This is a genomic window from Paraburkholderia sp. CNPSo 3281 (assembly GCF_024206515.1).
Taxonomy (GTDB): Bacteria; Pseudomonadota; Gammaproteobacteria; order Burkholderiales; family Burkholderiaceae; genus Paraburkholderia; species Paraburkholderia nodosa.
Window position 1 is genome coordinate 337549 of the sequence record NZ_JAMBPS010000002.1, and the last position, 25604, is coordinate 363152.

A 25604-nucleotide genomic window follows, 5' to 3' on the forward strand; every position below is an offset into this window, starting at 1 on the left:
ACGGCCGCTTCGGCCGGGTCCATCGCGGCCGCGTAAGCGGTCGCTTCCTTTTCAGCCGCCTCTGCGGCCGGGTTCATCCCGGCAGCTTCGGCTGAAGGGTCTGTGGCAGCCGCTTCGGCCACCGCGAGAAGTGTTGCTGCGTGCGCCGCGAGATTCGCCTCGAGCCGCGCCGCCAGCGTGGCGGCGACGTCGCGCCAACTCGCCTCGACACCCAGCGTGGCCATGTCGACGGTTTCGAGACCGGCGTATCCACACGGATTGATCGCGAGAAATGGGTTCAGATCCATCGACACGTTCAGGCTCACGCCGTGATAGCTGCAGCCGTTGCGGATCTTCAGCCCGAGGGCGGCGACTTTCGCGCCCGGGTGCGCGGCGCTTGCGCCGCTGGCGTCCTGCGGCACGTAAATGCCGGGCGCGCCGGCCTTGCGCTCGCCCGCGAGATTATACGCCGCCAATGTTTCGATCACGGCGTCCTCGATGAGCGTGACGAGCTCGCGCACCATCAGCTTCCTGCGCCGCAGGTCGAGCAGCAGGTAGGCCACCACCTGGCCCGGCCCGTGATACGTGATCTGCCCGCCGCGATCGATCTGTACGAGCGGGATGCCGCTGTTCGCTACGAGCAGGTGCTCGGGCTTGCCGGCCTGGCCGAGCGTGAAGACGGGCGCATGCTCGACGAGCCAGATTTCGTCGGGCGTCCTGGCGTCACGGGCGGCCGTGAACTCGCGCATGGCGTCGAAGCTCGTCTGATAAGCCTCGTTGCCGCGCCAGCGCACGACGATGAGCGAACCTGCCGTTTGGGACGCGGCCGCGGCTGTACCGGGGTCGGAAGGAATTTGCGAGGGTGAAACCGGGGTGGCGCACATGATTTCGGGAGTTTACCGAATTCGGGACGAGCGCGCCGGGCATGCTGCGGATAACGGCGGCGGTGGGTTGTCTCCCATCGCCGCCGTCTTTGAATGACTGGCCGTCAGGTCAAACCGTGCGCCAGCCGTCGCCGATATGAACGCCTGCGCGCTGTGCGGCGCGCGCGGCCAGGTCGACCACGCGCTCACTCAGGCGCGCCGGCACCGCGAAGCCCACCCACGCGGGGGCGCCGCCTTCCGCGCCGATCCACAGGCGCTCGCCGCGCCGCAGCCGCAGCGTGTGGCCGGGCTCGAGCCAGTAGTCGGCGGTGTCGTCGCTGCGCGTGACCCAGACGGTGCCGCACTTCACGGTCAGCCGCGTGCTGCGCGTGACGCGCACTGAGGCCGTTTGATCGGCCGCCACTTCAAACGTGATATCCGAAGAAATTTCTCTCATTTTCGACTCCGAATGACCTGCTTCGATAGCTACAATCGTAGACACCATAAGGGATCGAGCAAAACGATCAATTTTCACGGCTATGTGAGAAAAAATACGATATGGATCTGCGCCAGCTACCTGCGCTGAACGCGCTCAAGGCCTTCGAAGCCGCCGCCCGCCACGAAAGCTTCTCGCGCGCCGCCGACGAACTCTTCGTCACGCATGGCGCCGTGAGCCACCAGATTCGCGCGCTCGAAGCGGAACTGGGCGTGGCGCTCTTCGCCCGCGACGGCAAACGCGTGCGCGTGACCGACACCGGCCGCCGCTACGCCGGCCAGGTGCGCGACGCGCTCAGCCAGCTCGCGCACGCCACCCAGGAAATCCGCGCCGGCGACCGCGACCGGCGGCTCGTCGTTTCAATGCTGTCGTCGTTTGCGGCGCGTTGGGTCACGCCGCGCATCGGCCGCTTCATCGAGGCGCATCCGCAGTGGGACGTCGAGCTGCAATCGACGAATTCGCTCACCGACTTCGCGCGCGACGACGTCGATGTCGCCATCCGCTTTGGCTACGGGCACTATCCGGGGCTGCACGCCGAACTGCTGCTCGACGAAATCTTCTTTCCCGCCTGCTCGCCCGATTTCAACGGCGGCAGGCTGCCCACCGATCCACACGAACTCGCGAAGCTGCCGCTGCTGCGCTCGGACGACGAACTCTGGCGCCCGTGGTTCGACGCCGCGGGCCTCCAGGACCTGCCCGAGCCGAAGCGCGGCGTGCTCTACCAGGATTCGTCGAACCTTTTGCAGGCGGCGATGGACGGCCAGGGCATCGCGCTCGTGCGCCGCTCGCTCGCCATGCATGAGATCACGCTCGGGCGCCTCGTGCGCCTTTTCAAGGACATCGACGGCCCGAGCCCGTGGCGCTACTACTTCATCTGCCCGCCGCAACGCATGCAGACCGAGCGCGTGCAAGCGTTCCGCGACTGGGTGTTCGACGAGGTCGCGCGCTTTCGGCGGCTTTACGAGGACGCATGCGAAGCCGGTCCGCTGATGACGGCCGCCGCCGCGGCGCAACGTGCGCGCGTGGGCGATATGCCTTGACGACCCGAGGGGACCGGATGCGAGCGGCGGATGCAAAAAGGGCCGCACGTTGCGGCCCTTTTCATGTGAACGCCTTCCGCCCGCTTACAGCACGATCTTCACCATCGGATGCCCGGTGAGGGCTCGATAGATGTCGTCGAGATGCGCCTGGCTCGTGGCGCGCACCGTTACGGTGAGGCCTGTGTAGTTGCCGCCGCTCGAAGGACGCGTCTCGATGGTCGTGGCGTCGAAGCCGCCGTCGAATTCGCGCAGCACCGTCACGATGGTGTCCTGGAATTCCGGATGCGTCTTGCCCATCACCTTGATCGGGAAGTCGCAGGGGAATTCGATCAGCGATTCTTTCGCTTCGGGGTTGTTTGCCTGTTGTGTCACGTTCATTTCTCCACTTGCTGTAGCTCGGCGGCCGCTGCGCGCAATGCCTGCGCCTCGCGTTGCTTCGCGCGCTGGTACGCCGCGTGGAGCGCGGCGTAGACCGGCCCCGGCTTGCCGCCGCCCACCGGCTTGCCGTCGAGCGCGACGACCGCCAGCACTTCCTTGGTTGCCGAGGTCACGAGAATCTCGTCCGCCTCGCGCAGTTCGGCTTCGGCGACCTCGCGCGCTTCGAAGCGCACGCCGCATTCCTTGGCCAGCTCCTCGATCAGGCCGTAGCGAATGCCTTCGAGAATGCGGTTGCTGCGCGGCGGTGCAACGAGCGCGCCGCCCTTCGCGACCCAAACGTTCGACGAAGACGCTTCGGTGAGCCAGCCGTCGCGCAGCTGGATCGTTTCGAATGCATCGTTTTCCGCCGCGTGCTGCGCCATCAGCACGTTGCCGAGCAGCGAAGTCGACTTGATGTCGCAATTCAGCCAGCGTTTGTCTTCAGCCGTCACACAGCGCACGCCTTGCTCGCGCTGTGCAACGCCCGGCAGCTTGAGCGGATTGACCATCGCGAACACGGTGGGCGTGGCCGCCGCCGGGAAGGCGTGGCCGCGCGGCGCCACACCGCGCGTCACCTGCACGTAGAAGTTGGCGTGGGCATCGCGCGCGAGCGCGAGCGCGGCTTCGTTCGCCTCGATCAAACGCGCGACCAGTGCGCGCCAGCCTGCTTCGTCGAACGGATTCGCAATGCCGACCTTCTCGAGCGAACGCTTCAGACGCGCGAGGTGCTGCGCGATGCGAAACGGCACGCGCAGCGTGCCTGCATCATCGGCGAGCGCATAGACGGGCACGACTTCGTAAATGCCGTCGCCGAAGATGAAGCCGCGATCGAGCACGGGAATGCGCGCTTCGGCAAGCGGCGTGATCTCGCCGTTGAGCCAGACAAGCGGCTCGCCCGCCTGCGTCGCTGAAGCGGGTGTCATGACTTCTTCTTGTTGACCATGAGCATGAGCGAATCCCACACGCGGCCGACGACGCCGGCCTGCGGCACGGCTTCGAGCGAGACGAGCGGAACCTGCGCGAGCACCTTGCCATCCGCGCCCACGAACTTCGCCGTGCCGACCTTCTGGCCAACCGCGAGCGGCGCAATCAGCGGGCTGCTGAGTTCGACCTGCGGCTTGGCCTTGTCGGCAGCGCCCTTGGGCAGCGTGACGAACTGATCCTTCTGCACGCCGACCTTCACGGCGTCGAGCGTGCCCTTGTAGACGCGCGGCGTCGCCACGGCCTGGTTCGCCTGATAGATGCGCGTGGTGTCGTACGCGCTATAGCCGTAGTTCAGCATCTTGAGGCTGTCCTGCACGCGGTCGTGTTCCTTCTGCTCGCCCATCATCACCGAGACGAGACGGCGGTTGCCGCCGCCCGCGAGCGGACGCCTCGCCGATGCGATCAGGCAGTAGCCCGCCGCTTCGGTGTGGCCGGTCTTCAGGCCGTCGACCGTCGGGTCGATCCACAGCAGGCGGTTGCGGTTCGGCTGCTTGATGTTGTTGTACTTGAATTCCTTGACCGAGAAGATGTCGTAGTACTCGGGATAGTCGCGGATCAGACGCGCGGAGAGCGTGGCGAGGTCGCCGGCCGACGTGTAGTGATTGGGGTCGGGCATACCGTTGACGTCGGCGAAGTGCGTGTGCGTCATGCCGAGCTTCTGTGCTTCGGCGTTCATCATGTTGACGAAGTTCGCTTCGCTGCCGCCCACGAGTTCGGCAAGCGCGATGGCCGCGTCGTTGCCCGACTGGATGATCATGCCGTACACGAGGTCATGCACCGAGACCGGCTTGTTCGCTTCGATGAACATGCGCGACTCGTCGTTTTTCACGCGGCGCACGGCTTCGCTCGGCGTGACGATCTGATCCATCGTGATCTTCTTGCTCTGCAGCGCCTCGAACACGAGGTACGCGGTCATGAGCTTCGTGAGCGATGCCGGCTCGACACGCTCATCGGCATTGCCGGAGGCGAGCACCTGGTTCGCGGTGGCGTCGACGAGCACCCACGAGCGTGCATTCACGCCGGGAGGGGGCAGCCCGCCGAGCACGTTGTCTGCGGGGGTGCCCACAGCCACCGCCGTTTGCGGCTGCACCTGCGCTTTCACGCCCGCGGTGTGTGCGGGCGTGCGGGCGAACGTGTTCGCGCTCGCCAGCAGCGAGGCGGGCAGGAGCACTGCAAGCGTGACGTTACGAACGATGGTGGAAGGAACAAAAGAAGACGGTTGGCCAGAGGAGAGAAAACGCATAGGTTCGGGTCGGGCGGAATGGGGACGGGATGAACGTAACGCGCCATGCGGCGCACGGTCGGTGAAAGCGGGAATGCGGGTGCCGTGCATGCGCCGATCGCGGCGCAGCAAGCACAAAATTGGCGAACATTATACGCGGCACGTCGTGGCGAATTTTCGCTAAGTCACACGTTTGCGCGTACCTGTGGTGCATTTTTCACGCATTTCTGCCGGCATACGCGGGGGGACGAACGGCTTGCATCGGGCCCCGAAACTGCAGGCAACTGCGGGACCGACTGCGGGACCGACTGCTGAGCCGACACATCAGCGCCACGCTTCGACGATGATGCGCTTCAGGATATGCAGCTTGCGGTGCAGGAAATGTTCTGCCCCCGGAATCACGACGATGGGCAATTCCTGCGGACGCGCCCATTCGTACACCGAGAGAACGGGCACGGTGTCGTCGAGTTCGCCGTGGATCACGAGCGTGTCGTCGCGCACGGGCGCGACTTCCCAACGGCTCGCTGCCGTCCCGACGAACACCATGCGCTCGATCGCGCCGCCCGCTTCGAGATAGCGCTTCGCGACGTGCGAGAGCACGAAGGTGCCGAACGAAAAGCCCGCGAGCACGAGCGGCACGTCGGCCTGGCCCGGTTGCGCGCGCATGTAAGCGATGAGTTCGAGCAGGTCGTCCTGTTCGCCGATGCCGTTGTCGTGCGTGCCCGCCGTTTCGCCCACGCCGCGAAAGTTCGAGCGATAGGTCGTGTAGCCGAGCTGCACCAGCGTGCGCGCGAGCGTTTGCGCGACCTTGTTGTCCATCGTGCCGCCAAAGAGCGGGTGCGGATGCGCGACGAGCGCAATGCCGCGCGGCGTCGTGCCGGCGTCGGGCACGTCGAGCGCGCATTCGATCTTGCCGACGGGACCGTCGATCTGGAATTTTTGTGTCTGGGCGTTCATCGTGCGGCAGTCCTTACGGGTACTGTTGGGCCGTGCATCGGGGTCGATCAGCGATCGATCTTCAGGCGCTCGACCACCTGGCCGTTCTGCAGATGCGAGACGACGATTTCGTCGATGTCGCTCTCGTCGATATACGTGTACCACGTGCCTTCCGGATACACGACGACGGCCGGGCCCTCCTCGCAGCGGTCGAGACAGCCCGCCTTGTTGATGCGCACCTGGCCCGGGCCTGCGAGACCCAGCTGCTTCACGCGCTTCTTCGCGTACTCCTGCATGGCCTGTGCGTTGCAATTCGCGCAGCTCGGGCGGTCCGCGCCGGGGTCGCGCTGGTTCAGGCAGAAAAAGACGTGGTACTTGTAGAACGAATCGGTCATGGCGTGGGGCACCGGTGAGTGTCGTGCAGTGAGCGCAGGCTTGCTGAAAGCGTGTGGCCCGCCTTGGCGGCAATAGAATGCGTGGCGCGCGAGCGTGGCTGCGCGGCGATCCGGTCGATTATAACGAGCGCGGCGTGAACGCTCAGGCGAGCGCCGCGCGCCCTCACCGGTCGTGGCGAGCGCGCTTCGCGGCGCGGCGCGCGCGCCGCACGAGCCACGCACGTTCGAGCGAGAACGCCGTCCACGCGAGCGCAGCCCAGGGCCACGTCCATGCGAGCCAGCGTGCGAGGCCGTTGAAGTGCAGGTAGCGGCCCTGCCGCCAGTCCGCGAGCACGACGTCGAAATACGGGTTCACGGGCAACACGTTCACGAACACGAGTGCCACCGCGAGCGCGAGCGTCGCCGCCGCTGCGCGCACGGCGCGCGGCAGGCGCAAGGCGAGAAACGCGAGCAGCGTGCCCCACACGAGGCCCGCGAGCGCCCCCGGCGTCGCCCAGTCGAAGATGAGGCCGCTTTGCGACTGCAGAAAGGTCGCACCTACCTTGACGACGAGCGTCACCACGATCAGCGCGATGACGAGCCGCGCGCGCGGCGCCCGCGAGCGCATGGGGAGCGTCGCGAACGCCGCCGCGCCGAACAGGTTCAGCGTCGTGACGATCGCTTCCCAGCCGCTATCGGGCAGGCGCGCGGCGAGCATGTCGGGCAGCGAGCGCAGATGCCAGGCGGCGGGCGTCCAGGCGAGCACGGCGTCCTGCATCGAGCCGTCGAGGCGCTGCCAGAGCGCGCGCGCCCACTCGCCGAGGCCAAAGAGGCGCGGCGTGGGGTACATCGTCGCGAACGGCCAGAGCGCCGCGAGCACCATCAGCACGGCCGCGTCGCGCTCGAACCAGCGAAAGCGCAGGCGGCGCAGGAAGCCGCGCTCGAGCAGCGCGCCGGTGGCGGGCGCCGCCACGAGCGCGCCAAGCAACGCGCCGAGCGCATTCGAGGCGAGATCGAGATTCGACGCCACGCGCGTGGGCAGCCAGGTCTGCACGGCCTCCATGACGCCCGAGAGCAGCGTGCCCGCAATGGCGGCGAGCAGCACCGCGAGAGAACCACGCCAGCGCGGCCAAGCGGCGAGCACGACAAGCGCGCCGAACGGCATATAGCCGAGCACGTTGGTGACGATGTCGAAAACCGTCCAGTAGCGCGGCCACGGATCGCCGAGATAGGCGAACGGACTGAGGCCGAGCGACCGCCAGCCGGTGAACGGATACCACGAACCGTAGACGATCAGCGCCGTGTAAAGCGCGAGCGCCTGACGCGAGAGCGTCGAGGCCTGGCGCAGCAGCGGCTCGCATGCGGCGGCTGGCGATGCCGATGATGCCGCGGGCGCGGGCGTGTCGCCGCTGGCGATCGCACCGCGTTCGTCGCCAGCGCCCTGGCCGCTGTTTTGGCCACCGCTTTGGCCACCCTCGTCGCCGTCCATCCCGCGCCGCCCGCCTTGCGGGGCGCGCAGCCGGAGCCGTCCCGCTTCGATCATCCGCTATCCCGCCCTTGCCCCCAATGCCGCTCCGCGCACTGTTATCGCGCGACGCCTGTCCATGTCCCTCAAGGCGTGCCCGCGAACGACTGCGTGCTCAGCCACGCGCCCAGCTGATTGGCGAAATCGTCGCTGGCCGCCTGCAGCGCTCGCACACCGCCCGCGGCATCCGGCGTGGGCGCCGGTGCGCGCGTGGCGAACGAGCGCTGCGCCAGCACCTTGCCGCCCTGCATGAGCGTTGCGCGCGCAGCCAGCACACCCGCGCTTTGCGTCGGGCTCTCGAACACCTGCTCGAACTCATACAGTTCGACCTTGAGCATCGGCGCCTGCACGGCGTCGCCGCCCGCGAGCACCGTCGCGTGCGCGCCGAGCGACGTGCGCAGGTGTTCCGTGAGCAGCCGCGCGGGCGACATCGTCCAGCGGCTGTTCGCGTAGCGCGCCGTGCGCTGCGAGTCGAAATTCATCCGGTAGAGGATGCCGTCGTTATCGAGCGGCGGCGGCGCGCTCACCGCCAGCACCTTCAGGAGCGGCCTGGCACCCGGCACGCCAGACACTGCCGGGCCGGCCTGCGCGCCCTGCGCTTCCTGCCACGACTGCAGCCCGAGGTCGTAGCGAGCCTCGTTGATCGAAGACGGACCGCCCGCGCAGGCGGCGAGGAGCGCACCGAGCGCGAGCGCCGCCAGCCAGGCCGAGCCGGCGGTTGCGGCGCGTTGCATCGATCGTGGCAGGCGTGATGTGCGTGACATTGCGTTTCCTTCTTTGGCGCGCGGCGCATGCGCCGCGCGAAAGTACATCGAATGGTGTCGCCAAGGCGATGGCGCCGCCTACTTCGTCCCCGCAGCGGCCGGCCACGCAAAGCCCGGCTCGCCCGGCCCGGGCGCCGGCTGCGGCGCACCGCCGAACAGCACGCTGCGCGGGCTCGTGCTGAAAGTGCCCGCCGCACGGTCCACGGAGCGCATGGCCGAGCGCACGTCGTCGGTGAGCGAGTCGACGCGTGGCAGCGTGTCGTAGCCCACGCGCGCCGACAGGTCCTGGATCGAGACGTCGATCGAGGTGAGCGCCGCGCCCGCCTGGGCCGCCGCCGTGCCGGCCTTGTTGAGGTTGGTCTGGAACGGGCCGTCCGGGCGGTTCATGCTCGTGATGAGCGTGTTGGTCGACTGCAGCGTGTGCTGCAGCTCCGTCACCGCGCCCGGCAGCTGCTTCGTCGCGGGCTGGAGCTGCTCAGCGAGCACGTTCACGCTGCTCGCGGCCTGCTGCAGGCTGTTCACGGCCTGCATCACCTGCTTGCGATTGTCTTCGGAGAGCATCTCGTCGATATCGCCGGCAATGTTGTCGAGTTTGCGCAGGAGCGCGTCGCCGCGGCGCTGGAGCTGGTCGAGCAAGCCCGGGCGCAGCGGCAGCTCGGCCACGTGCGCCGGGGAAGAATGCAGCGGCGAGAGGTCGATGCCGTTGTCGTCGAGCTGCACGAACGCGATGCCCGTCACGCCCTGCAGCGCGAGCGAGCCGAAGGTGGAGCGCGTCATCGGCGCCTTCTGGTCGACGAGAATGCGAATGCGGATCTGGCCCGGATGCTGGGTATCGAACTTGATCGACTGCACCTTGCCCACGTCGATACCGCGAAAACGCACCGCCGCGTCCGGATAGAGGCCCGTCACGCTCGAGCGCGAAATGAGGTCGTACGGCACGCGCACGGAGCGGTCGGCGCTGAAGAAGATGACGACAAGCGCGATCACGATCAGCAGGCCTATCGTGAACATGCCCGCCCAGAACGCATGCGGTTTGTTTTCCATCGTCAGATTCCTTCTTTGGCGGCCGCGGCGCGCCGGTTGAGCCGGTCAGGCCGGATAGAGGCGTGCGCAGGCCCTACCACGGCTTGTACCCCACGGCTGCGGGAGCGAGCGCCGCCGGCGGCAGCTTCGCGCGCCGTTCGGGCGGCAGCGCCTGGAGCGCGCGGCGACCGCGCATGCCCAGAAAGTACTCGCGGATGAAGGGATGATCGACGCTCGCCGCCTCCTCCACGGGCGCCGCCACGAGCACCCGGCGCTCGGCCAGCACGGCCACGCGCGTGGAGAGCGCGACCATGGCGTCGAGGTCGTGCGTGACGAGCACCACGGTGAGCCCCAACGCCCGGTGCAGCGTGCTGATGAGGTCCACCACTTCGTCGGACGAGCGCGGGTCGAGCCCGGCCGTGGGCTCGTCGAGAAAGAGCAGCTCCGGCTCCAGCACGATCGCGCGCGCGAGGCCCACGCGCTTGATCATGCCGCCCGACAGCGCGGCCGGCATTTTCGAGGCGTGCTTGCAGGGCAGCCCGACCATTTCGAGCTTGAGCATCACGATGTCGCGCAGCAGGGCGGCCGGCACCTTGCCGAGCTCGCGCACGGGCTGGGCGATGTTGTCGAATACCGTGAGCGACGAGAACAGCGCGCCTTGCTGGAACAGCATGCCGGTGCGCGTGCGCATGAGGCGGGCGTGCTCGGGGTCGATGGTCGAAATGTTCTCGCCGAACATCTTGATGGAGCCCGAGGTCGGCTTCTCGAGCCCGAGGATCTGGCGCACGAGCGTGGTCTTGCCCGAGCCGGAGCCGCCCACCAGCGTGACGATCTCGCCGCGGCGAATTTCCAGGTTCAGATGCTGATGGACGACGTTGCGCCCGTAGCGCTTCGAGAGATTGTGGACCTCGATCACCGGCTCGCCGATGGTCGGCAGCGGCAGATCCTGCGCGACCTCCTTGAGCGGCGTGGTGATCGTGCCGGTCGTTTTCGTCTCGATCGTCGTAACCGTCGTGCCAGTCGTGCTCATGAAAGCCCCACGTTCTGGAACAGGATCGCGAATACGGCGTCGGCAAGGATCACGATCGTGATCGACGTGACGACCGACGTGGTCGTGCCCTCGCCCAGGCTCTGCGAATTCGCCTTGATGCGAAAGCCGAAGTGACAGCCCACGATCGCCACCAGCATGCCGAACGCCACTCCTTTGCCGAGGCCGATCCACACGTTGGCGATCGGCACGACGCTGGGCATCGAGCGCATGAACCACGAAATGTCGATGCCCAGCACGATCTTCGCCGCGATCGCGCCGCCTAGCAACGCAATGATGTCGGTCCAGATCACGAGCAGCGGCATCGCGACGCCGAGCGCGATCACGCGCGGCAGGATGAGGCGCAGGCCGTGCGAGATGCCCATCACGCGCATGGCGTCGAGCTCTTCGGTCACGCGCATCACGCCGATCTGCGCCGTGATGGCCGAGCCCGAGCGCCCCGCCACGAGAATCGCCGAGAGCACGGGCCCGAGTTCGCGGATCACCGCGAGGCCAAGGATGTTGACGATGAACTGGTTCGCGCCGAAGAGGCGCAATTGCTGCGCCGAAAGGTATGACAGCACGATGCCGATCAGAAACGCCACGAGCGCCGTGATGGGCAGTGCGCGCGCGCCGGCGTTGTAGACGTTCGCCGAAATCTCGATCCAGGGCGTGACCTTGGGCTTGCGCAGAACGAGCAGCAGATCGAGGATCACGCGCCCGAACATGGCGATGCCGCCGTACAGGTGGTCGAAGAACGAGAAGATCGCGAGGCCGAGCTGCGTGACCGGATCGACGCGCACGATGCGCTCCGCCGGCTCGCGCACGGAGTCGAGCAGCGCGATGCGCTCGAAGATGTCGCGCTGCGTTTGCGTGAGGTCGATGAGATCGGCCGGCAGCTTGTGGCCCCAGACGCGCCAGAGCGCCTGGCCGCCCACGTGGTCCATGCGCTCCACGCCCGAGAGGTCCCAAACGCCTACGCGCTCTTCGGCGATCTCGCGCAGACGGCGCGCGGCACCGCCCTGGTCGCGGTCGCGCGCGAGCGCGAGCGCTGTCCACTGGCCAGACAGGCGCACGGTCTTTCCGTGGGTGCCGGCCGAGACTTCAAGGCCGGGCGGCGTGTCTTGATTCAAGGGTAAGCACTCGACGGACGGGGTGAGCAAACATTGTAGCGAACGCGCCCCGTTTCGTCGGTCCGAAAGCGCACGGCCGGCGCTCAGACCCGAGGCGAACTGTGGGCAACTCTCTGGATAACTTGTGGACTGCCTGTGGGCGACCTGTGAATTGCCTAAAGAGTAAGCAAATTGCGCGGCAATCGGCAGTGCGATTGCCACCATCGCGCACCCTCGACCCTGTGGACGATTCCGTGGATAACCTGTGGGCCGCCTGTGGGTGACATGTGGATTGCCCACATTTCGGGTCGAAACCAGCGTTGCGGACTGCTGCCCGCGCCCCAGCCACTACAATATGAGACATGAATGCGACGCCCCCCACCCCCGAGACTCCGAGCGCCGGCGACTGGCGCATCGACCGCAACCGCGCGATCACGCTGTTCGGCCCGGCCGCGCACGACTGGCCCATCGAGATCGTCGAGGAAACCGGCTCGACCAACGCCGACCTCATGGCGCGCCTCAAGGCGCTGCCGCAAAAGCGCGACGCGCTCGCGCGCCCGATCGTGCGCGTGGCCTATCTGCAGACGGCCGGCCGGGGCCGGCGCGGCCGCACCTGGGTCGCGCAGCCCGGCGATGCACTGCTGTTCTCGATCGGCTGCGTGCTGCCGCGCCCGATCGAAGGGCTTGCGGGCTTGAGCCTCGCCATCGGCTCGGCACTGGTGGACGGCCTGCGCACGCTGCCCGTGAGCGCGCCCGGACAGATTGCGCTCAAGTGGCCCAATGACGTGCTGCTCGAAGGCGACAAGCTGGTGGGCATTCTCGTCGAGACAGCCTGGACCACCGCCGACGCCACGGCGGTCGTGATCGGCATCGGCACGAACGTGCGCGGCGAAGATGCGCTCGCCGCCAAAGTCGAGGCGCTCAACGCCGCCGCCGGCAGCGCGGCGGTCGTGCCCGGCACGACGCCCACGGCGCTTTCGCGCGCGTGGCCGAACGCCAACCTCACCGACACGCTCGCCGCCGAGTTGAACGCACTCGAAGCGGCACTGCAACGCTTCGGCACGGCGGGCTTTGCGCCCTTCCAGGCGCGCTGGAACGCGTGCCACGCGTACGCGGGCCGTGAGGTCGCGATCTACGAGCAAGGCAAGGAATTGCTGCGCGGCACGGCGGCAGGCGTGGACGAGCGCGGCCAGTTACTCGTCGATACGCCGAACGGGCGCGAGACCGTCACGGCCGGCGACGTGTCGCTGCGGCTCGCGGACAGCGGCGCATGAGCCGCGGCCCTTTCCTCCTGATCGACGCAGGCAACAGCCGGATCAAATGGGCGCTCGTCGCGCCCGACGGGTCGCGCCTGCATGCGGGAACGATGGATCATGTGCGCGACGACGGTGCGCAATCGACGCCCGCCGCCGGTGAAGCCGGAAGCGAACAATGGGCGACACTGCCGCGGCCCGCCGGCGCGTGGATCTCGAACGTCGCGGGCGCAGGAGTCGGCGAACGCCTCGACGCGCTAGTCGAGGCGCACTGGCCCGGTCTGTCGCGCACCGTGGTGAGGGCCTGCGCGCAGCAGTGTGGCGTGACGAACAGCTATGCCACGCCCGATGCGCTCGGCAGCGACCGCTGGGCCGGCATGATCGGCGCGCACGCCGCGTATCCGGACGAGCCGCTCCTGATCGCGACATTTGGCACCGCCACCACGCTCGAAGCACTGCGCGCCGACGGCACGTTCGTTGGCGGCATGATCGCGCCGGGCTTCACGCTCATGATGCGCTCGCTCGGCGAGCACACCGCGCAACTGCCCGTGGTCGCCGGCGGCATGGCGAATGCTGCCCACCCGGGCATTGCCTTCGCCACCGACACGCGAAGCTCGATCTCGGCGGGCTGTGCGCTCGCGCAGGCCGCGCTCATCGAGCGCGCCTGGGCCGATCTGCAGGATGCGTGGAGGATGCCGGTGCGGCTCGTGGTGAGCGGCGGCGCGGCGGCCGAAGTGACAGCGGCGCTCAAGGTGCCGCATACTCGCCACGATGCACTGGTGCTTTCGGGCCTCGCGCTCATCGCGGCACAGTCCTGAGGCGCGCGCGACCCACGCGCCGCCCACATCTAGCCCTGAAACTGAACGAACGATTTCGAAGGAGCTTCACACGATGCTGCGCTGGCTGATCGCCATTCTGATTCTCGCCAACGGGCTGGCCTTTGCGGCCATTGGCGGCGTGTTTGGCCCGACACCCTCGTCGGGTACGCGCGAAACCCAGCACCTGAACCGGCAGATCCACCCCGAGCGGCTCGTGGTGAAGGCGATCCGGCCCTCCGAATCGGCAGACGTGCCGACCGTCGGCGGCCCCGTAGCGGATCCGGCGGTGCGGGCGTCGACCCTCACGCAGTAATCGGCGCTTCAAACGCAACCGGCCGGAGATCGGGCGCGCCCAAGCGTTGGGCGGCCCGGCCTCCGGCCGGTTCTGCATCGTCCGCCGCACGGGGCGGACGTAGGTCGAAACTTACTTCGATCCTTCCTGCGCGCGCACTTTCTGCAGCAGCTTTGTCGTGGAGCGGTCGTGCTCGAAGGCGATCGCGAGCGCGCGCCCGCCCCAGCCGCGCACCAGCGCCGACTCGGGCAGCGCGTCCATGTCGTAGTCGCCGCCCTTCACGAGAATGTCCGGACGCACGGCCCCGATCAGCTCGACGGGCGTTTGCTCGCCGAACTGAACGACCCAGTCCACGCTCTCCAGCGCCGCCAGCAGCGCCATGCGGTCGTTCTCGTTGTTGATGGGGCGGTCGTCGCCCTTGCCGAGCCTCTTCACCGAAGCGTCGCTATTCACGCCGACGATCAGCGTGGCGCCCAGCGCCTTCGCATCGGCGAGATAGGTGACGTGTCCGCGGTGCAGGATGTCGAAGACGCCATTGGTGAACACCACAGGGCCGGGCAGCGAGGCGCGCAGTTGCGCGAGCGCCTCGCGGGTCGTGATCTTGCGTTCGAAGGAAGCGGGCATGGAATGAGGCTCGGATAAAAAATGGGCGCGGATCGAATCGAGCAAGTCATCGACAAACGCGCCAATGAAAACGGCCCGTCACGCGAGGAGCGCTTCGGGCCGTCCCGGTCGCGGCGCGCCACGAAAGACGCGCACGCGAGATGTCCCGGCGCGTCAGGCCGGCTGTTGCGTGCCTTGCTCGGCCTGCAGGCGCTGCACCACTTCCTTGCGATAGCGGTTCAGTTCCTGTGCCGTGGTGAACGTGCGCTCGAACAGGATCGAGAGGTTGTGCAGAATGCGCTCGATCACCTTCTTTTCCCAGCCGTCGTCGAAGCGGATCTGCTCGTCGAGCCAGCGCTCGAGCCACTCCGGGTCGGGCAGGCGCGACTGCACGGTGTCGCGCGGGAACAGCGCCTGGTTCACGTGCAGGTTCGTCGGGTGCAGCGGCTTTTCGGTGCGGCGCGCCGAAGCCATCAGCACGCCGATCTTCGCAAACGCCGCGCGCGCGACGTCGCCGAAATTGTTGAGCGCCTTCTTCATGTAACGCAGATAAGCGCCGCCGTGGCGCGCTTCGTCGCGCGAAATCGTTTCGTAGATGGCCTTGATGACCGGCTCCGTGTGCCATTCGGCGGCACGGCGATACCAGTGGTTCAGGCGGATTTCGCCGCAGAAGTGCAGCATGAGCGTTTCGAGCGGCGGCGCCGGATCGAACTCGAAGCGCACGGCGTGCAGCTCTTCTTCGGTCGGCACCATTTCCGGCTTGAAGCGGCGCAGGTATTCCATGAGCACGAGCGAATGCTTTTGCTCCTCGAAGAACCACACGCTCATGAACGCCGAAAAGTCGCTGTCGTGGTGGTTGTCGCGCAGGAACATTTCCGTGGCCGGCAGCGCCGACCATTCGGTGATCGCGTTCATCTTGATGGTCGCGGCCTGCTCATCGGTAAGGAGCGACGCATCGAACTTGTCCCAGGGAATGTCCTTTTCCATGTCCCATCGGACCGATTCGAGCGATTTGTAAAGTTCCGGATAAAGCATCGTGTTCATAGTCCCGCCCCTGATCTGCGCAAAACGCGCGCATGACGAATTCGTAGCGTGCCGCGTGCCGCATACAACGCGGTCGCGCAGGCAAAAAGCATTTAATTTTACGCGGTATCCGGCCCTCTGGACGCAATCGCAGACCGGCGAACGCAACACGCGTTGCCCCACGACAATCCAGCTAACCGGAATGAAGGCGCCGTCGTGGATTCTGGGTAGCTGCTCCGTTCCTTGAACCCGGCCGCCTGATACCGCTGATCACCACCGATACCCGCGAGGCGTGCGAGCCATCGCCGCGGGCCTATGCGACACAATGTCGCACTCTAGCGCCCTACGTTCGACGTCCTTTGGACACACCTTGCTGGCTGATTTTCCAATGGGCAAACATCCCGCCCGTCAAGGCCGTGGAACCCGCGCGGCGAAGCGCCGCAACGCCGCCCGCAACTCCCACAAATAACCAGAAAAACCTTACACAATAATAGCATGCCGGTGTTTCAGTTCCGCCACGCCCCAAAATCGTTGATCGCGCCGTCTGTCGGAGCTTTGAGCCAACTCAAAAGAACATCACTTTGCGCGAGCGTGTCGCGATAACCCAGCTCGATCAATTCACGCGTGAATTCACGCTCGAAAAGCAAATAGCTCGCAAACGCCGCACCCGAAGCGCGGTTGCCGCCCATCGCACCCAGCAGCATGCGCACGGAGCGCGGCAACTGCTGCAAATGGCGCGCGGCGATCAGCTCGATCCGCTCGCTCGGCGCGATCGCGAGCACCTCGACTTGCCGCCAGCCGCTTTCCGGCTCCACCGTATGCGGCAGTTGCAGCACCATGCGGTTCACGTGCTCGATGCGCTCGATATCGGCGCCGAGGGAGTCGAGGAACACGCTCGCGAGCACCTGCTGGCCGATCTGCGCGAGCGTCGGATAGCGGTCGATGTCGGGGCGCGCCGCCGGCACTTCCGGCGTGGGCGTGGGCGCAGCCGCGCCCAACACGACGATGCGCTGCGCGCCGAAGTGGATGGCCGGCGAGAGCGGCGCGATCTGTCGGACCGAGCCGTCGCCGAAGTATTCGTGACGGCCGTCGAGTTCGAGACGCACGGCCGGGAACACAAATGGAATCGCCGCTGAGGCGAGCAGATGCGCGGGTGTGAGCGCGACCATGCGCGCGGTGCGTTGCGCGCGCCGCCACGCGGTAATCGGCTCGCACGCCTGATAGAACGTGACGTGCCGCCCCGACGAATAGCTGAGCGCCGTGACGGCGAGCGCGTAGAGCAGCCGTTCGTCGAGCATCTGCTCGATGCGATGGAAATTGAGCGCGTGCGGGAGCATCCGTGCGAGCGGCGTGCTGTCGAACAAGGTGCGCGGCGCGGCGCGCGCGCCCACGCTCGACGCAGCCCAGCCGAATGCGAGCGCGGCGAGCCAGCGCGCGCCCGCGGCGGCGACGCCGGGCCAGTCGGTGCGATAGATCTGGCTTGCGCGCATGTCCGACCAGACATCGACGAGGCGCGCCGCGCCGTGCGCGAACTGGTCGGCGTGGCTCGCGATCGAGGTGGCGTTGATTGCGCCCGCCGAGGTGCCGCAGATCACCGTGAAGGGCATGGCGCGCCGCGCCGGCTCGGCCTGGCCGGCCAGCTCGGCAAGCGCGCGCAAGGCGCCGGCCTGGTAGGCCGCCCGCGCGCCGCCGCCCATCATCACGAGCGCTAGCCGCATGATGCCGACGCTCCCCGTCGTGGTTTCGCTTTTGCCCCGCAGTTGGCCTTCTGTTGCCCTTCTGCTGCGTCCCGCGGGGGTGCTTCTTCGTGACGTGACGTCACGCGGTGCACCTTATTCCGGCTGCGTCGGCGCCTTTTTCGCGCCGCGCGGCGCGCTGCGGCCCGCGCCGCCGTTGTTGCCATTGCCGCCGCCAGCGTTGCTGCTCCGCCGGGCGGTGGTGCTGCGTTTCGCCGTGGCGGCTTCGGTCTTCGCCTGCGCCTCGCTCACCGCTTCGGCGGCCGCTTGCGCGGCCTGCGCCGCGGCGGCGGGCTGCGCCATCGCGAATTGCGCGAGCTGGTTGAACTGCGCCTGCACGAGATTCCACCACGAACCCGCGTCGAAGCCCGGCTGCGCGGCTGCGGCGCCCTCGGGCGCAGCGCCTGCGTTCGCGGCCTGCGGCTCGGCGGCCCGCTCGCGCGCGGCGCCCGCTCTCGGCGCTTCGGATTCGGCGTGCGTCGGGGTCATCTGCGCCTGCGCGAACGCGCCGAACGCACGCAGCGTGGAAAGCGTGGCGCGCTGCACTTCGAGCGCCTGGATGGCGGACTGCAACATGCCGAGATTGAGCTTGAGCCACTGCTCGACGGCGCGCAAATCGGTGATGCGCTTGTCGAGCTCCTCGATGTTGGTGAGCGGCGTCATCATGTCGGACATCATCGAAAGCGGCGGGCCAAAGGCTTGCGCCACGCCCGGCTCGCCCCCCGCAAACGCGCCGCCGAACGGCGTGAGGCGCATCATCCCCCACATCTGGTCGAGCATTTCGGCAGGCGGAAAGCCTGGAAAGCCCGGGAACGGCGGCATGGTGCCTGCTGAGTCGGTCATGCGGTACTCCCTCGCATAGATAGGTGGTCAAATGCGCGCGCGTGGGCGGCACGAAACGATCTCTTCGATGATAGCGCGCGTAAAAGTAGAAATCGGCAGAAAGCACGAACCAAAATGCGTCAGAATGGATCGCCGCCCGGAAACTCCGGCGCGCGCCGCTCGCGCAGCGACTGCACGCCCTCGCGCACGTCGGGTCCCGCGAAGCCCATGAATTCGAGCGCAAGCGACGTGTCGAACGTCGGCCCCGCCATGCGCAGCCAGTTGTTGAGCGCGTACTTGGTCCAGCGCACCGCGGTTTGCGAACCGCTGGCGAGGCGCTTCGCCACTTCGAACGCCTTCGGCAGCAGGTCGTTCTCGTCCACGGCGAGCGAGACGAGGCCGATGCGCTCCGCCTCCTCGCCGCTCACCGGCTCGCACAGCAGCAGGTAGTACTTCGCCTTCGCCATGCCGCACAACAGCGGCCACACGATCGCCGCGTGGTCCCCCGCCGCGACGCCCAGACGCGTATGGCCATCGATGATGCGCGCCGTTTTCGTGGCAATGGAAATGTCGGCCAGCAGTCCCGCGACGAGCCCCGCGCCCACCGCCGGACCGTGCATGGCCGAGACGATCGGCTTGCCGCAGTTGATCACGTTGTAGACGAGGTCGCGCGCCTCGCGCCACACGCGCGCGCGCACGTCGAAATGCGTGGCCATGTCCTCGACGAGTTGCAGGTCGCCGCCCGCCGAAAAGCCCTTGCCCTCGCCGCGAATCACGGCGACGCGCGCGTCGGGATCGCGGTCCACGTCGCGCCAGATCTCGGCGAGTTCGCGGTGCATGTTGGCGTCGGCGGTCGCGAGGCCGCTCTTGTTCGCGCCCTCGCCGCTCATCACGATCTCGACGATGCCGTGCTCGTGCCGCCGCACGCGCAGAGCGTGATAGCGGGCGTAAAAAGGATCGTTCATGGGCGGACCTCCTTTACTTCGGATTGCTGATTACGTGAAAGCGCTGGCAGCGCGGCTCATCAATGCGGCTGATACGCCCACTTGCCATCGCGGATCTCGACCATCACGCGCGCTCGCGCGTCGAGGCCGAGGTGATCGGTGCCGCTCATGTTGACGACGCCATTGGTGTCATGCTGGCCGTGCGTCGCCTCGAGTGCGTCGCGCAGCGCGTGGCGAAACGCGGGCGTGCCGGGCGCAGCCGACTTGAGCGCAACGGGTATCGCGTTCTGCAGCAAGAGCCCCGCGTCCCACGTGTACGCGCCGAACGCCGACACGGTGCCCGCGCCGTTGCGTGCTTCATAACGCGAAATATAGTCGAGCGCGAGGCGCCGGCCGGGCTGGTCCTCGGGCAGTTGCGCGGCCACGAGCACCGGGCTTGCGGGCAGGAAGGTGCCGTTGCAGTCGGCGCCGCACACGCGCAGGAAGTCGCGGTTGCCCACGCCGTGGTTGTGATAGACGACGCCCTTGTAGCCGCGCTCCTTGAGCGCCTTGGGCGGCAGCGCGGCGGGCGTGCCGGCCGCGCCCACCACGACGGCATCGGGATGCGCCGCGACGATCTTGAGCACCTGCCCCGTCACGCCCGGATCCGTGCGATTGAAGCGCTCGTTCGCGACGAGCTTGATGTCGTGCCGCTGCGCGGCCTTCGCGATCTCGGCATAGAACGTCTCGCCGAGCGCGTCGGCCTGGCCGATATAGGCGAGCGTCTTCACGTTGTGGGCGGCTGCGTGCTCCATGATCGCGCCGGCCATCATCGCGTCGGTTTGCGGCGTCTTGAACATCCAGTGGCGTTTGTCGTCGACGGGCTCGATGATCTTCGCCGACGAAGCGAGCGAAATGGTGGGCGTCTCGCCCTGCGCGATCACGTCGAGCATCGCGAGCGAGTTGGGTGTGATCGACGAGCCGATGATCGCGTCGACATGCTGTTCGTCGATGAGCTTCTTCGTGTCCTGCACGGCCTGGGTCGTGTCCGAGGCGTCGTCGAGCACGATGTACTGGACTTTCTGGCCTGCGATCTCGGTGGGGAACATCGCGGCGGTGTCGCGCGCGGGAATGCCGAGCGAGGCGGCCGGACCCGTGAGCGAAAGCACGAGGCCGATCTTGACCTGCGCGAGCGCAAGCGTGGGCGCACAGATACTGAAAAGCGGGGCGATGCGTACAGCAAGACGGCTGGGGCGAGAAGCGTTCACGGTGTCTCCTTGTCGTTTTACGTTCGGATGCTGCGTGCTTCTACGGCTCGTACCTTGACTGGTCTGCCCGATGCCCTCGCAGAAAAAGGGCGTTCGCCAGTGTAGCCGCACGCGTGGCGCGCGGCATCCGGCGAAACCCTTCAGCGCCTGGGTGTCATGGCTCGCCGTGGAGCGACGCCACAGCCTGATCGATCGCGCCGAAAATCGACTTGCCCGCTTCGTCGAACATCTCGATCTTCACGCTGTCGCCGAACTTCATGAACTCGGTGCTCGCCTGTCCACTTTCGATCATTTCGAGGCAGCGCTTCTCGGCAATGCAGCAGTAGCCGCGCTTTGCGTCCTTGTTCGAGACCGTGCCCGAACCCACGATGGCGCCCGCGCGCAGATGGCGGGTTTTCGCAGCGTGCGCGATCAGTTGGCCGAAGTGGAACACCATGTCCGTGCCGGCATCGGGCTGGCCGACCTTCTTGCCGTTCCAGTGCACGATGAGCGGCAGGTGCACGCGCCCTTCGCGCCAGTGCTCGCCGAGTTCGTCGGGCGTGACCATCACCGGTGCGAACGCGCTCGCCGGCTTGCTCTGGAAAAAGCCGAAGCCCTTCGCGAGTTCCGCGGGAATGAGGTTGCGCAGCGAGACGTCGTTGACGAGCGTGACGAGCCGCACGGCCCGCAGCGCTTCGTCGGGGCTCGCGCCCATCGGCACGTCGCCGGTCACGACGGCGACTTCGGCCTCGAAGTCGATGCCGAACGCCTCGGATGCGCACACGATGTCGTCGCAAGGCCCGATGAAGTCGTCGCTGCCGCCCTGGTACATGAGCGGGTCGGTCCAGAATTCGGCGGGCATCTCGGCGCCGCGCGCGCGCCGCACGAGTTCGACGTGATTCACGTACGACGAGCCATCCGCCCATTGGTACGCACGCGGCAGCGGCGCCATGCAATCGCGCGCGTCGAAGCTGAACGCGTTGCGCGCGCGCCCGTAGTTGAGCGCGTCGTACAGTTCGGCGAGCTGCGGCGCGTAGAAGCGCCAGTCGTCGAGCACGCGCTGCAGCGTGGGGGCGATCGTGTCGGCGATGGCGGCGCTGCGCAGGTCGCGGGAAACGACGATCAGTTGCCCGTCGCGGGTGCCGTCCTTCAGCGTGGCAAGTTTCATGGAATCAGACGTGAGTGACGATAAGGGAAATGTATTCTACGATGGTGAATCGGCGTGACCCAAGCGGGTGCGCCGCATGCCCTCAGTTGCCGTACAGTTGCCGTACGTTTGAACACCACAACGCATCCATGCCGCCAACCGTCCGATCCGCCGCGCCGCGCGCGAGCGCCCCAGACGCCCCGAACGCCGAAGATCTCGCCGACACCCTCGACACCGCCGACGCCGCGGAAGGTACCGAAGCCGGCGAAGAAAAACTGCGCTCGGGCATCCAGTCGATCGAAGTGGGTTTTCGCCTGCTCGAAGTGCTCACCAGCGAGCCGCGCGCGATGATGCTGCGCGACCTCGCGCAGCGCGCGGGCATGAGCCCGGCAAAGGCGCACCGCTATCTCGTGAGCTTCATGCGCCTCGGCGTGGTGGCGCAGGACCCGCTCTCCGGACGCTACGAACTGGGCGGCTTCGCGTTGCAGCTTGGACTCGCGCGTCTCGCGCGCGTGGATGGCGTCAAGCTCGCGCGCCTCGCACTCACCGAATTGCGCGACACGCTCGACATCACCGTGGGCATCGCCGTGTGGGGCAACCAGGGGCCGACCGTCGTGCACTGGCTGGAGTCGAGCCACCCCGCAAAAGCGTCGCTCAAGCTCGGCGACGTCATGCCGATGCTCAGTTCCGCCACGGGCCTGCTATTCGCCGCCTACCTGCCGCGCAGCAAGACCGCCCCGATGATCGAGCGCGAACTCGCGGGCGCGCAGCACTACTCGTACGGCTCGACACCGCGCACGGCAGATGCGCTCGAACAGGCGCTCGCAGAAGTTCGCGAGCATGGTGCCGCCCGCGTGGAAGGCATGTTGCTGCCGACCATCCACGCGTTCTGCACACCCGTGTTCGACGCGAGCGGCGAACTCGCGCTGGGACTCATCGCGCTCGGTCACGAAGGAGCGTTCGATATCGCCTGGAACGGCGCCGTGGATACCGCGCTGCGCGCGTGCGCCGAGAAACTGTCGTACGAATTGGGGTACAGTCCAACGCCGCGCTGAGGGCTGTACGCCGGGGCCCGCATCCATGTGACCCCTCTCGCACGCGTCTGCCTTTCTGCATGCACCCGGCGGGTTGTGTCACATTAACGTACGACCGATACCGCCCACGAACCGCCGATGTCCACGCCAGCCGCCCCGCGCGAGGCACGCCGCCTCGACACTGACTCACGCACGCCGCAGCGCATGCGCGCGTGGCGCTGGGTCGGTGTGTTCGTCGCGGTCACGGCGCTCCATTGGCTCGCGGCCGAATGGTTCACGCGGCATCACGGCGCGCCGCCGCCCGTCGCGCACGGACGCATACCGGTGCAAGTGGCGCTCCTCAAACCCGAGCGCATCGAGCGCGAGGCGAAGCCCGCGGGTCCTGCGGCGGCGGCGCATGCCGCGCCCAAACCGGCGCCCAGGGCCGCCGAGCCGCATACGCTGCACGCGGTGACGCCGCCCAAACCGCACCCCAAAGCGCCGGCCTCGCCGCCGGATACGCAGGCGGCGTCCGCGCCCGCAGCCGCATCGCCAGCCAGCGCGAGCGCCGCCGGCACGAGCGGGACGGCAAGCACGGCGCCCGGCAACGGCAAGCAGCCTTCGGCACAAGCCACGCAAGCCTCGCATGGGCTGAAATTTTCGGTGCCCCCATCGGGCGAGCTGCAGTACGACACGTTCTATAACGGTGTGCGCAATCAGCCCGGCACGATCCACTGGTCGAGCGATGGGCAACGCTACGAGATGGTCGTGCGTGTGCCCCTGCCCTTCGTCGGCGAGTTCAGCTGGACCAGCAAGGGCCAAGTGGACGCCTTCGGCCTCGCGCCCGATCAGTACATCGAAAAGCGCGGCCATCGTCCTTCGGACGTGACGATTTTCAATCGCACCGACAAGCAGATCGTGTTCACGCGCACGCCCAACTCGCTCGCGCTGCCCGATGCCGCGCAGGACCGCTTCAGCATGGTGATGCAGCTCGCGAGCCTCGTGCGCGGCGACCCCGACGCGTACAAGCCGGGCGTCACGCGCGAGTTCTATGTCGCGGACAACGACAGCGGTGAGACCTGGCCCATCACCACGATCGGCGACGAAACCGTGAGCACGGATCATGGCTACGTCGCAGCGCGCCACTTCATGCGTCTGCCGCGCCGCGAGGGCGACAAGCGGCGCATCGACGTGTGGCTCGCGCAGTCGCTAGGCTGGTTGCCCGTGCGCCTCGTGCAAACCGAACCGAATGGCAACCAGTTCGAACTGGTGTGGCGCGGCGCGCTCACGGTGCCGAGCGCGACGAACGCACCCGCGTCGGCGCCCGACTCCGCAGCGGCCGCGACCGCCACGGCGCCCAGCGCCGCGCCCGACACAACATCGGCACAATCCGCAACGCCGGAAGCTGCGCCTGCTTCTGCGCCTGCTGCGTCACAACCGGAACCGCAACCGTCTGCGCAGCCGGCGCCACCCGCCAATATGCAGACAGAAACGCCAACAGAATCACCACCGCAACCGTCGACAGACGACGCGCAACCCTCACCCGCGTCGCCGGGCCCGGCGCCCGAGCATCCCTGAGCGCGCAACCGCACGCACCGCTCGATCCGGACGGCCCGCTTCGCAACACAAATTCGCGAAATAGCGCATACTGGAATCGAGCCATGTGTCAAGGATCGCAAGGCATCGCGCGCACTACGAAGGCCCCAAAAAAACAAGCAGACGAAACACGGCAGCAACACACCGCGCGCAAACAACGGACCAGCAAACGCACCAGCAAACGCACCAGCAAACGGACCAGCACGGACAAACCGATACAACGCTGCACAAGACGGACAAAATCGGCTCGACACAATAAACGGCGCAGCAACCAGGGACGCGACACACAAGCTAACGAACATCGCATCGCGCATCGTCTGCGCGCCCCAGGCGCGTGGATTGCTCCATCAGCATCGCGTGCATGCAGTACCTCGCAAACGGCTTGACTCCCAGCCTGGAAGGCGAAGGAGGAACCCATGCAAGTGACTGTCAATGGCATCGATACGCACTATGTCTTCGACGACAGGAGCGGTGGGTCCGCGCTGGCGTTCATTCACCAACTGGGCGGCGACCTTGGCGTGTGGGACACGCTCGCTGGACATTTCCGCCATCGCCACAGTGTGCTGCGCTATGACGTGCGCGGCCACGGTGGGAGCGCCGTCGCGAGCGAGCCCTTCGGCTTCGCAGAACTCGCTGCCGACCTCGATGCGCTTTTCGACGCAACCGGCATCGAGCATGCGCATCTCGTCGGCATGTCGATGGGCGGCATGATTGCGCAGCAGTTCGCGCTCGATTACTCCGAACGCGTGACGACGCTCACGCTTTGCGACACGGCAAGCCATACGCCGCCTCAAGCGCGCGAAACGTGGAACGAACGCGCCGCCACGGTACGCAGCGAGGGTCTCGGGGCGCTCGTCGACGCGACGATGGCGCGCTGGTTCACCGCCGACTTCCGGCACACGCATGCGCCGACTGTCGAGCGGATTTGTGACGTTTTATTACGGACCCCTTCAGAAGGCTATGCGATGGCTTGCGAGGCGCTACGCGATTTCGACGTGGAAAACAGGCTCGCGCAACTGCGCGTGCCGACGCTCGCAGTGGCGGGCCGCCACGACAGCGGCACGCCGATGGCCGTGACGCAGGCCCTGGCAAGAGCAATAGAAGGGTCGCATTTCGTGGTGCTCGATGCCGCGCATCTGGCCCCGGTAGAGGAGTCGCACCGTTTCACCGCGTTGCTCGAAACGTTTCTCAAACAGTAGGTCTAAGCAGTTCGAAGTAAAAGCATCGTGGCAGTGGCAGCAGACGCAGTTGAGAAGTGAAGTAAAAAGGGAGAGCAGTCCACATAAGAGGTGATGCGGGACCCACCCCTTGAATTCCAGAACGAACGCTCCATGTATTGACCGAGAAGGTCGGGGAGCACAGGAAAAAG

25 protein-coding genes and 1 pseudogene are annotated in these 25604 nt (G+C 67.0%); 7 read left to right on the top strand and 19 right to left on the bottom strand.

The window, feature by feature from the left end; all coding sequences use genetic code 11:
* Nucleotides 1-104: 104 nt before the first annotated feature.
* Together lipB and M3I56_RS03565 are read right to left on the bottom strand one after the other, a co-directional pair.
* A pseudogene (gene lipB, locus M3I56_RS03560) lies at nucleotides 105-863 on the bottom strand (lipoyl(octanoyl) transferase LipB); the annotation flags it as partial.
* Between the two features lie 109 nt (nucleotides 864-972).
* A complete protein-coding gene (locus M3I56_RS03565) occupies nucleotides 973-1299 on the bottom strand; it encodes a DUF2917 domain-containing protein (RefSeq protein ID WP_254352575.1) in 327 nt (108 codons plus the stop codon).
* Nucleotides 1300-1400: 101 nt separating this feature from the next.
* Between M3I56_RS03565 and M3I56_RS03570 the strand changes: the two genes are divergently transcribed.
* Nucleotides 1401-2378, top strand: coding sequence for a transcriptional regulator GcvA (locus M3I56_RS03570; protein WP_254352576.1), 978 nt, complete (start codon nucleotides 1401-1403; stop codon nucleotides 2376-2378).
* Nucleotides 2379-2462: 84 nt separating this feature from the next.
* On the opposite strand, the gene M3I56_RS03575 is transcribed toward M3I56_RS03570, so the two are convergent.
* From M3I56_RS03575 to M3I56_RS03620, 10 genes are all read right to left on the bottom strand, one after another.
* A complete protein-coding gene (locus tag M3I56_RS03575; RefSeq protein ID WP_246089205.1) occupies nucleotides 2463-2750 on the bottom strand; it encodes a DUF493 family protein in 288 nt (95 codons plus the stop codon).
* A 2-nt stretch (nucleotides 2751-2752) separates the two neighbouring features.
* Complete coding sequence (locus M3I56_RS03580) at nucleotides 2753-3718, bottom strand: aminotransferase class IV (RefSeq protein WP_254352577.1); 966 nt, start codon at nucleotides 3716-3718, stop codon at nucleotides 2753-2755.
* Nucleotides 3715-5022, bottom strand: coding sequence for a D-alanyl-D-alanine carboxypeptidase family protein (locus tag M3I56_RS03585; protein ID WP_254352578.1), 1308 nt, complete (start codon nucleotides 5020-5022; stop codon nucleotides 3715-3717). The genes M3I56_RS03580 and M3I56_RS03585 overlap by 4 nt, the downstream gene beginning before the upstream one ends.
* A gap of 303 nt (nucleotides 5023-5325) precedes the next feature.
* Entirely contained in the window at nucleotides 5326-5958 is a 633-nt protein-coding gene (locus M3I56_RS03590; protein WP_254352579.1) for an alpha/beta hydrolase, read from the bottom strand.
* A gap of 47 nt (nucleotides 5959-6005) precedes the next feature.
* Nucleotides 6006-6332, bottom strand: a complete 327-nt coding sequence (locus M3I56_RS03595) for a ferredoxin (protein WP_069265095.1) — start codon at nucleotides 6330-6332, stop codon at nucleotides 6006-6008.
* A 163-nt stretch (nucleotides 6333-6495) separates the two neighbouring features.
* Nucleotides 6496-7854, bottom strand: coding sequence for a VanZ family protein (locus tag M3I56_RS03600; protein WP_254352580.1), 1359 nt, complete (start codon nucleotides 7852-7854; stop codon nucleotides 6496-6498).
* Between the two features lie 68 nt (nucleotides 7855-7922).
* A complete protein-coding gene (locus M3I56_RS03605; RefSeq protein WP_254352581.1) occupies nucleotides 7923-8600 on the bottom strand; it encodes an ABC-type transport auxiliary lipoprotein family protein in 678 nt (225 codons plus the stop codon).
* Between the two features lie 78 nt (nucleotides 8601-8678).
* Nucleotides 8679-9644, bottom strand: a complete 966-nt coding sequence (locus M3I56_RS03610) for an MlaD family protein (RefSeq protein WP_254352582.1) — start codon at nucleotides 9642-9644, stop codon at nucleotides 8679-8681.
* A 73-nt stretch (nucleotides 9645-9717) separates the two neighbouring features.
* On the bottom strand, nucleotides 9718-10599 hold the full coding sequence (locus tag M3I56_RS03615) for an ABC transporter ATP-binding protein (protein WP_375541678.1): 882 nt from the start codon (nucleotides 10597-10599) through the stop codon (nucleotides 9718-9720).
* A 50-nt stretch (nucleotides 10600-10649) separates the two neighbouring features.
* Nucleotides 10650-11783, bottom strand: coding sequence for an ABC transporter permease (locus tag M3I56_RS03620; protein ID WP_254352584.1), 1134 nt, complete (start codon nucleotides 11781-11783; stop codon nucleotides 10650-10652).
* Nucleotides 11784-12124: 341 nt separating this feature from the next.
* Here M3I56_RS03620 and M3I56_RS03625 point away from each other — a divergent pair, with 341 nt between their 5' ends.
* The 3 genes from M3I56_RS03625 to M3I56_RS03635 all read left to right on the top strand — a co-directional run bounded on the left by M3I56_RS03625 (nucleotide 12125) and on the right by M3I56_RS03635 (nucleotide 14146).
* Entirely contained in the window at nucleotides 12125-13036 is a 912-nt protein-coding gene (locus M3I56_RS03625) for a biotin--[acetyl-CoA-carboxylase] ligase (RefSeq protein WP_254352585.1), read from the top strand.
* The gene (locus tag M3I56_RS03630) at nucleotides 13033-13833 is read left to right on the top strand and encodes a type III pantothenate kinase (protein WP_254352586.1); all 801 of its coding nucleotides are present in this window, start codon (nucleotides 13033-13035) and stop codon (nucleotides 13831-13833) included. Before M3I56_RS03625 ends, M3I56_RS03630 begins: the two co-directional genes overlap by 4 nt.
* Nucleotides 13834-13906: 73 nt before the next feature.
* Complete coding sequence (locus tag M3I56_RS03635; RefSeq protein ID WP_254352587.1) at nucleotides 13907-14146, top strand: hypothetical protein; 240 nt, start codon at nucleotides 13907-13909, stop codon at nucleotides 14144-14146.
* Nucleotides 14147-14257: 111 nt separating this feature from the next.
* On the opposite strand, the gene rfaE2 is transcribed toward M3I56_RS03635, so the two are convergent.
* From rfaE2 to M3I56_RS03670, 7 genes are all read right to left on the bottom strand, one after another.
* Nucleotides 14258-14749, bottom strand: a complete 492-nt coding sequence (gene rfaE2, locus M3I56_RS03640) for a D-glycero-beta-D-manno-heptose 1-phosphate adenylyltransferase (RefSeq protein ID WP_254352588.1) — start codon at nucleotides 14747-14749, stop codon at nucleotides 14258-14260.
* Nucleotides 14750-14902: 153 nt separating this feature from the next.
* Nucleotides 14903-15772 carry an acyl-ACP desaturase gene (locus M3I56_RS03645; RefSeq protein WP_028201777.1) on the bottom strand — a complete coding sequence of 290 codons (870 nt, stop codon included), beginning with the start codon at nucleotides 15770-15772 and terminating at the stop codon, nucleotides 14903-14905.
* 485 nt (nucleotides 15773-16257) lie between these two features.
* Nucleotides 16258-17469, bottom strand: a complete 1212-nt coding sequence (locus M3I56_RS03650) for a patatin-like phospholipase family protein (RefSeq protein WP_254352589.1) — start codon at nucleotides 17467-17469, stop codon at nucleotides 16258-16260.
* A gap of 114 nt (nucleotides 17470-17583) precedes the next feature.
* The gene (locus M3I56_RS03655; RefSeq protein WP_254352590.1) at nucleotides 17584-18330 is read right to left on the bottom strand and encodes a PhaM family polyhydroxyalkanoate granule multifunctional regulatory protein; all 747 of its coding nucleotides are present in this window, start codon (nucleotides 18328-18330) and stop codon (nucleotides 17584-17586) included.
* A 119-nt stretch (nucleotides 18331-18449) separates the two neighbouring features.
* Nucleotides 18450-19274: an enoyl-CoA hydratase/isomerase family protein gene (locus M3I56_RS03660; protein ID WP_028201775.1), complete on the bottom strand. Its 825-nt coding sequence runs from the start codon at nucleotides 19272-19274 to the stop codon at nucleotides 18450-18452.
* A gap of 59 nt (nucleotides 19275-19333) precedes the next feature.
* Nucleotides 19334-20500, bottom strand: coding sequence for an ABC transporter substrate-binding protein (locus M3I56_RS03665; RefSeq protein WP_375541670.1), 1167 nt, complete (start codon nucleotides 20498-20500; stop codon nucleotides 19334-19336).
* 154 nt (nucleotides 20501-20654) lie between these two features.
* A complete protein-coding gene (locus M3I56_RS03670) occupies nucleotides 20655-21647 on the bottom strand; it encodes a fumarylacetoacetate hydrolase family protein (protein WP_254352591.1) in 993 nt (330 codons plus the stop codon).
* A gap of 14 nt (nucleotides 21648-21661) precedes the next feature.
* On the opposite strand from M3I56_RS03670, the gene M3I56_RS03675 reads away from it, so the two are divergent.
* The 3 genes from M3I56_RS03675 (at nucleotide 21662) to pcaD (ending at nucleotide 25434) form a co-directional block, all read left to right on the top strand.
* Complete coding sequence (locus M3I56_RS03675) at nucleotides 21662-22681, top strand: IclR family transcriptional regulator (protein WP_375541671.1); 1020 nt, start codon at nucleotides 21662-21664, stop codon at nucleotides 22679-22681.
* Nucleotides 22682-22798: 117 nt separating this feature from the next.
* Nucleotides 22799-24217 carry a DUF3108 domain-containing protein gene (locus tag M3I56_RS03680; protein ID WP_375541672.1) on the top strand — a complete coding sequence of 473 codons (1419 nt, stop codon included), beginning with the start codon at nucleotides 22799-22801 and terminating at the stop codon, nucleotides 24215-24217.
* A gap of 434 nt (nucleotides 24218-24651) precedes the next feature.
* The gene (gene pcaD, locus M3I56_RS03685; protein WP_254352593.1) at nucleotides 24652-25434 is read left to right on the top strand and encodes a 3-oxoadipate enol-lactonase; all 783 of its coding nucleotides are present in this window, start codon (nucleotides 24652-24654) and stop codon (nucleotides 25432-25434) included.
* Nucleotides 25435-25604: the final 170 nt, after the last annotated feature.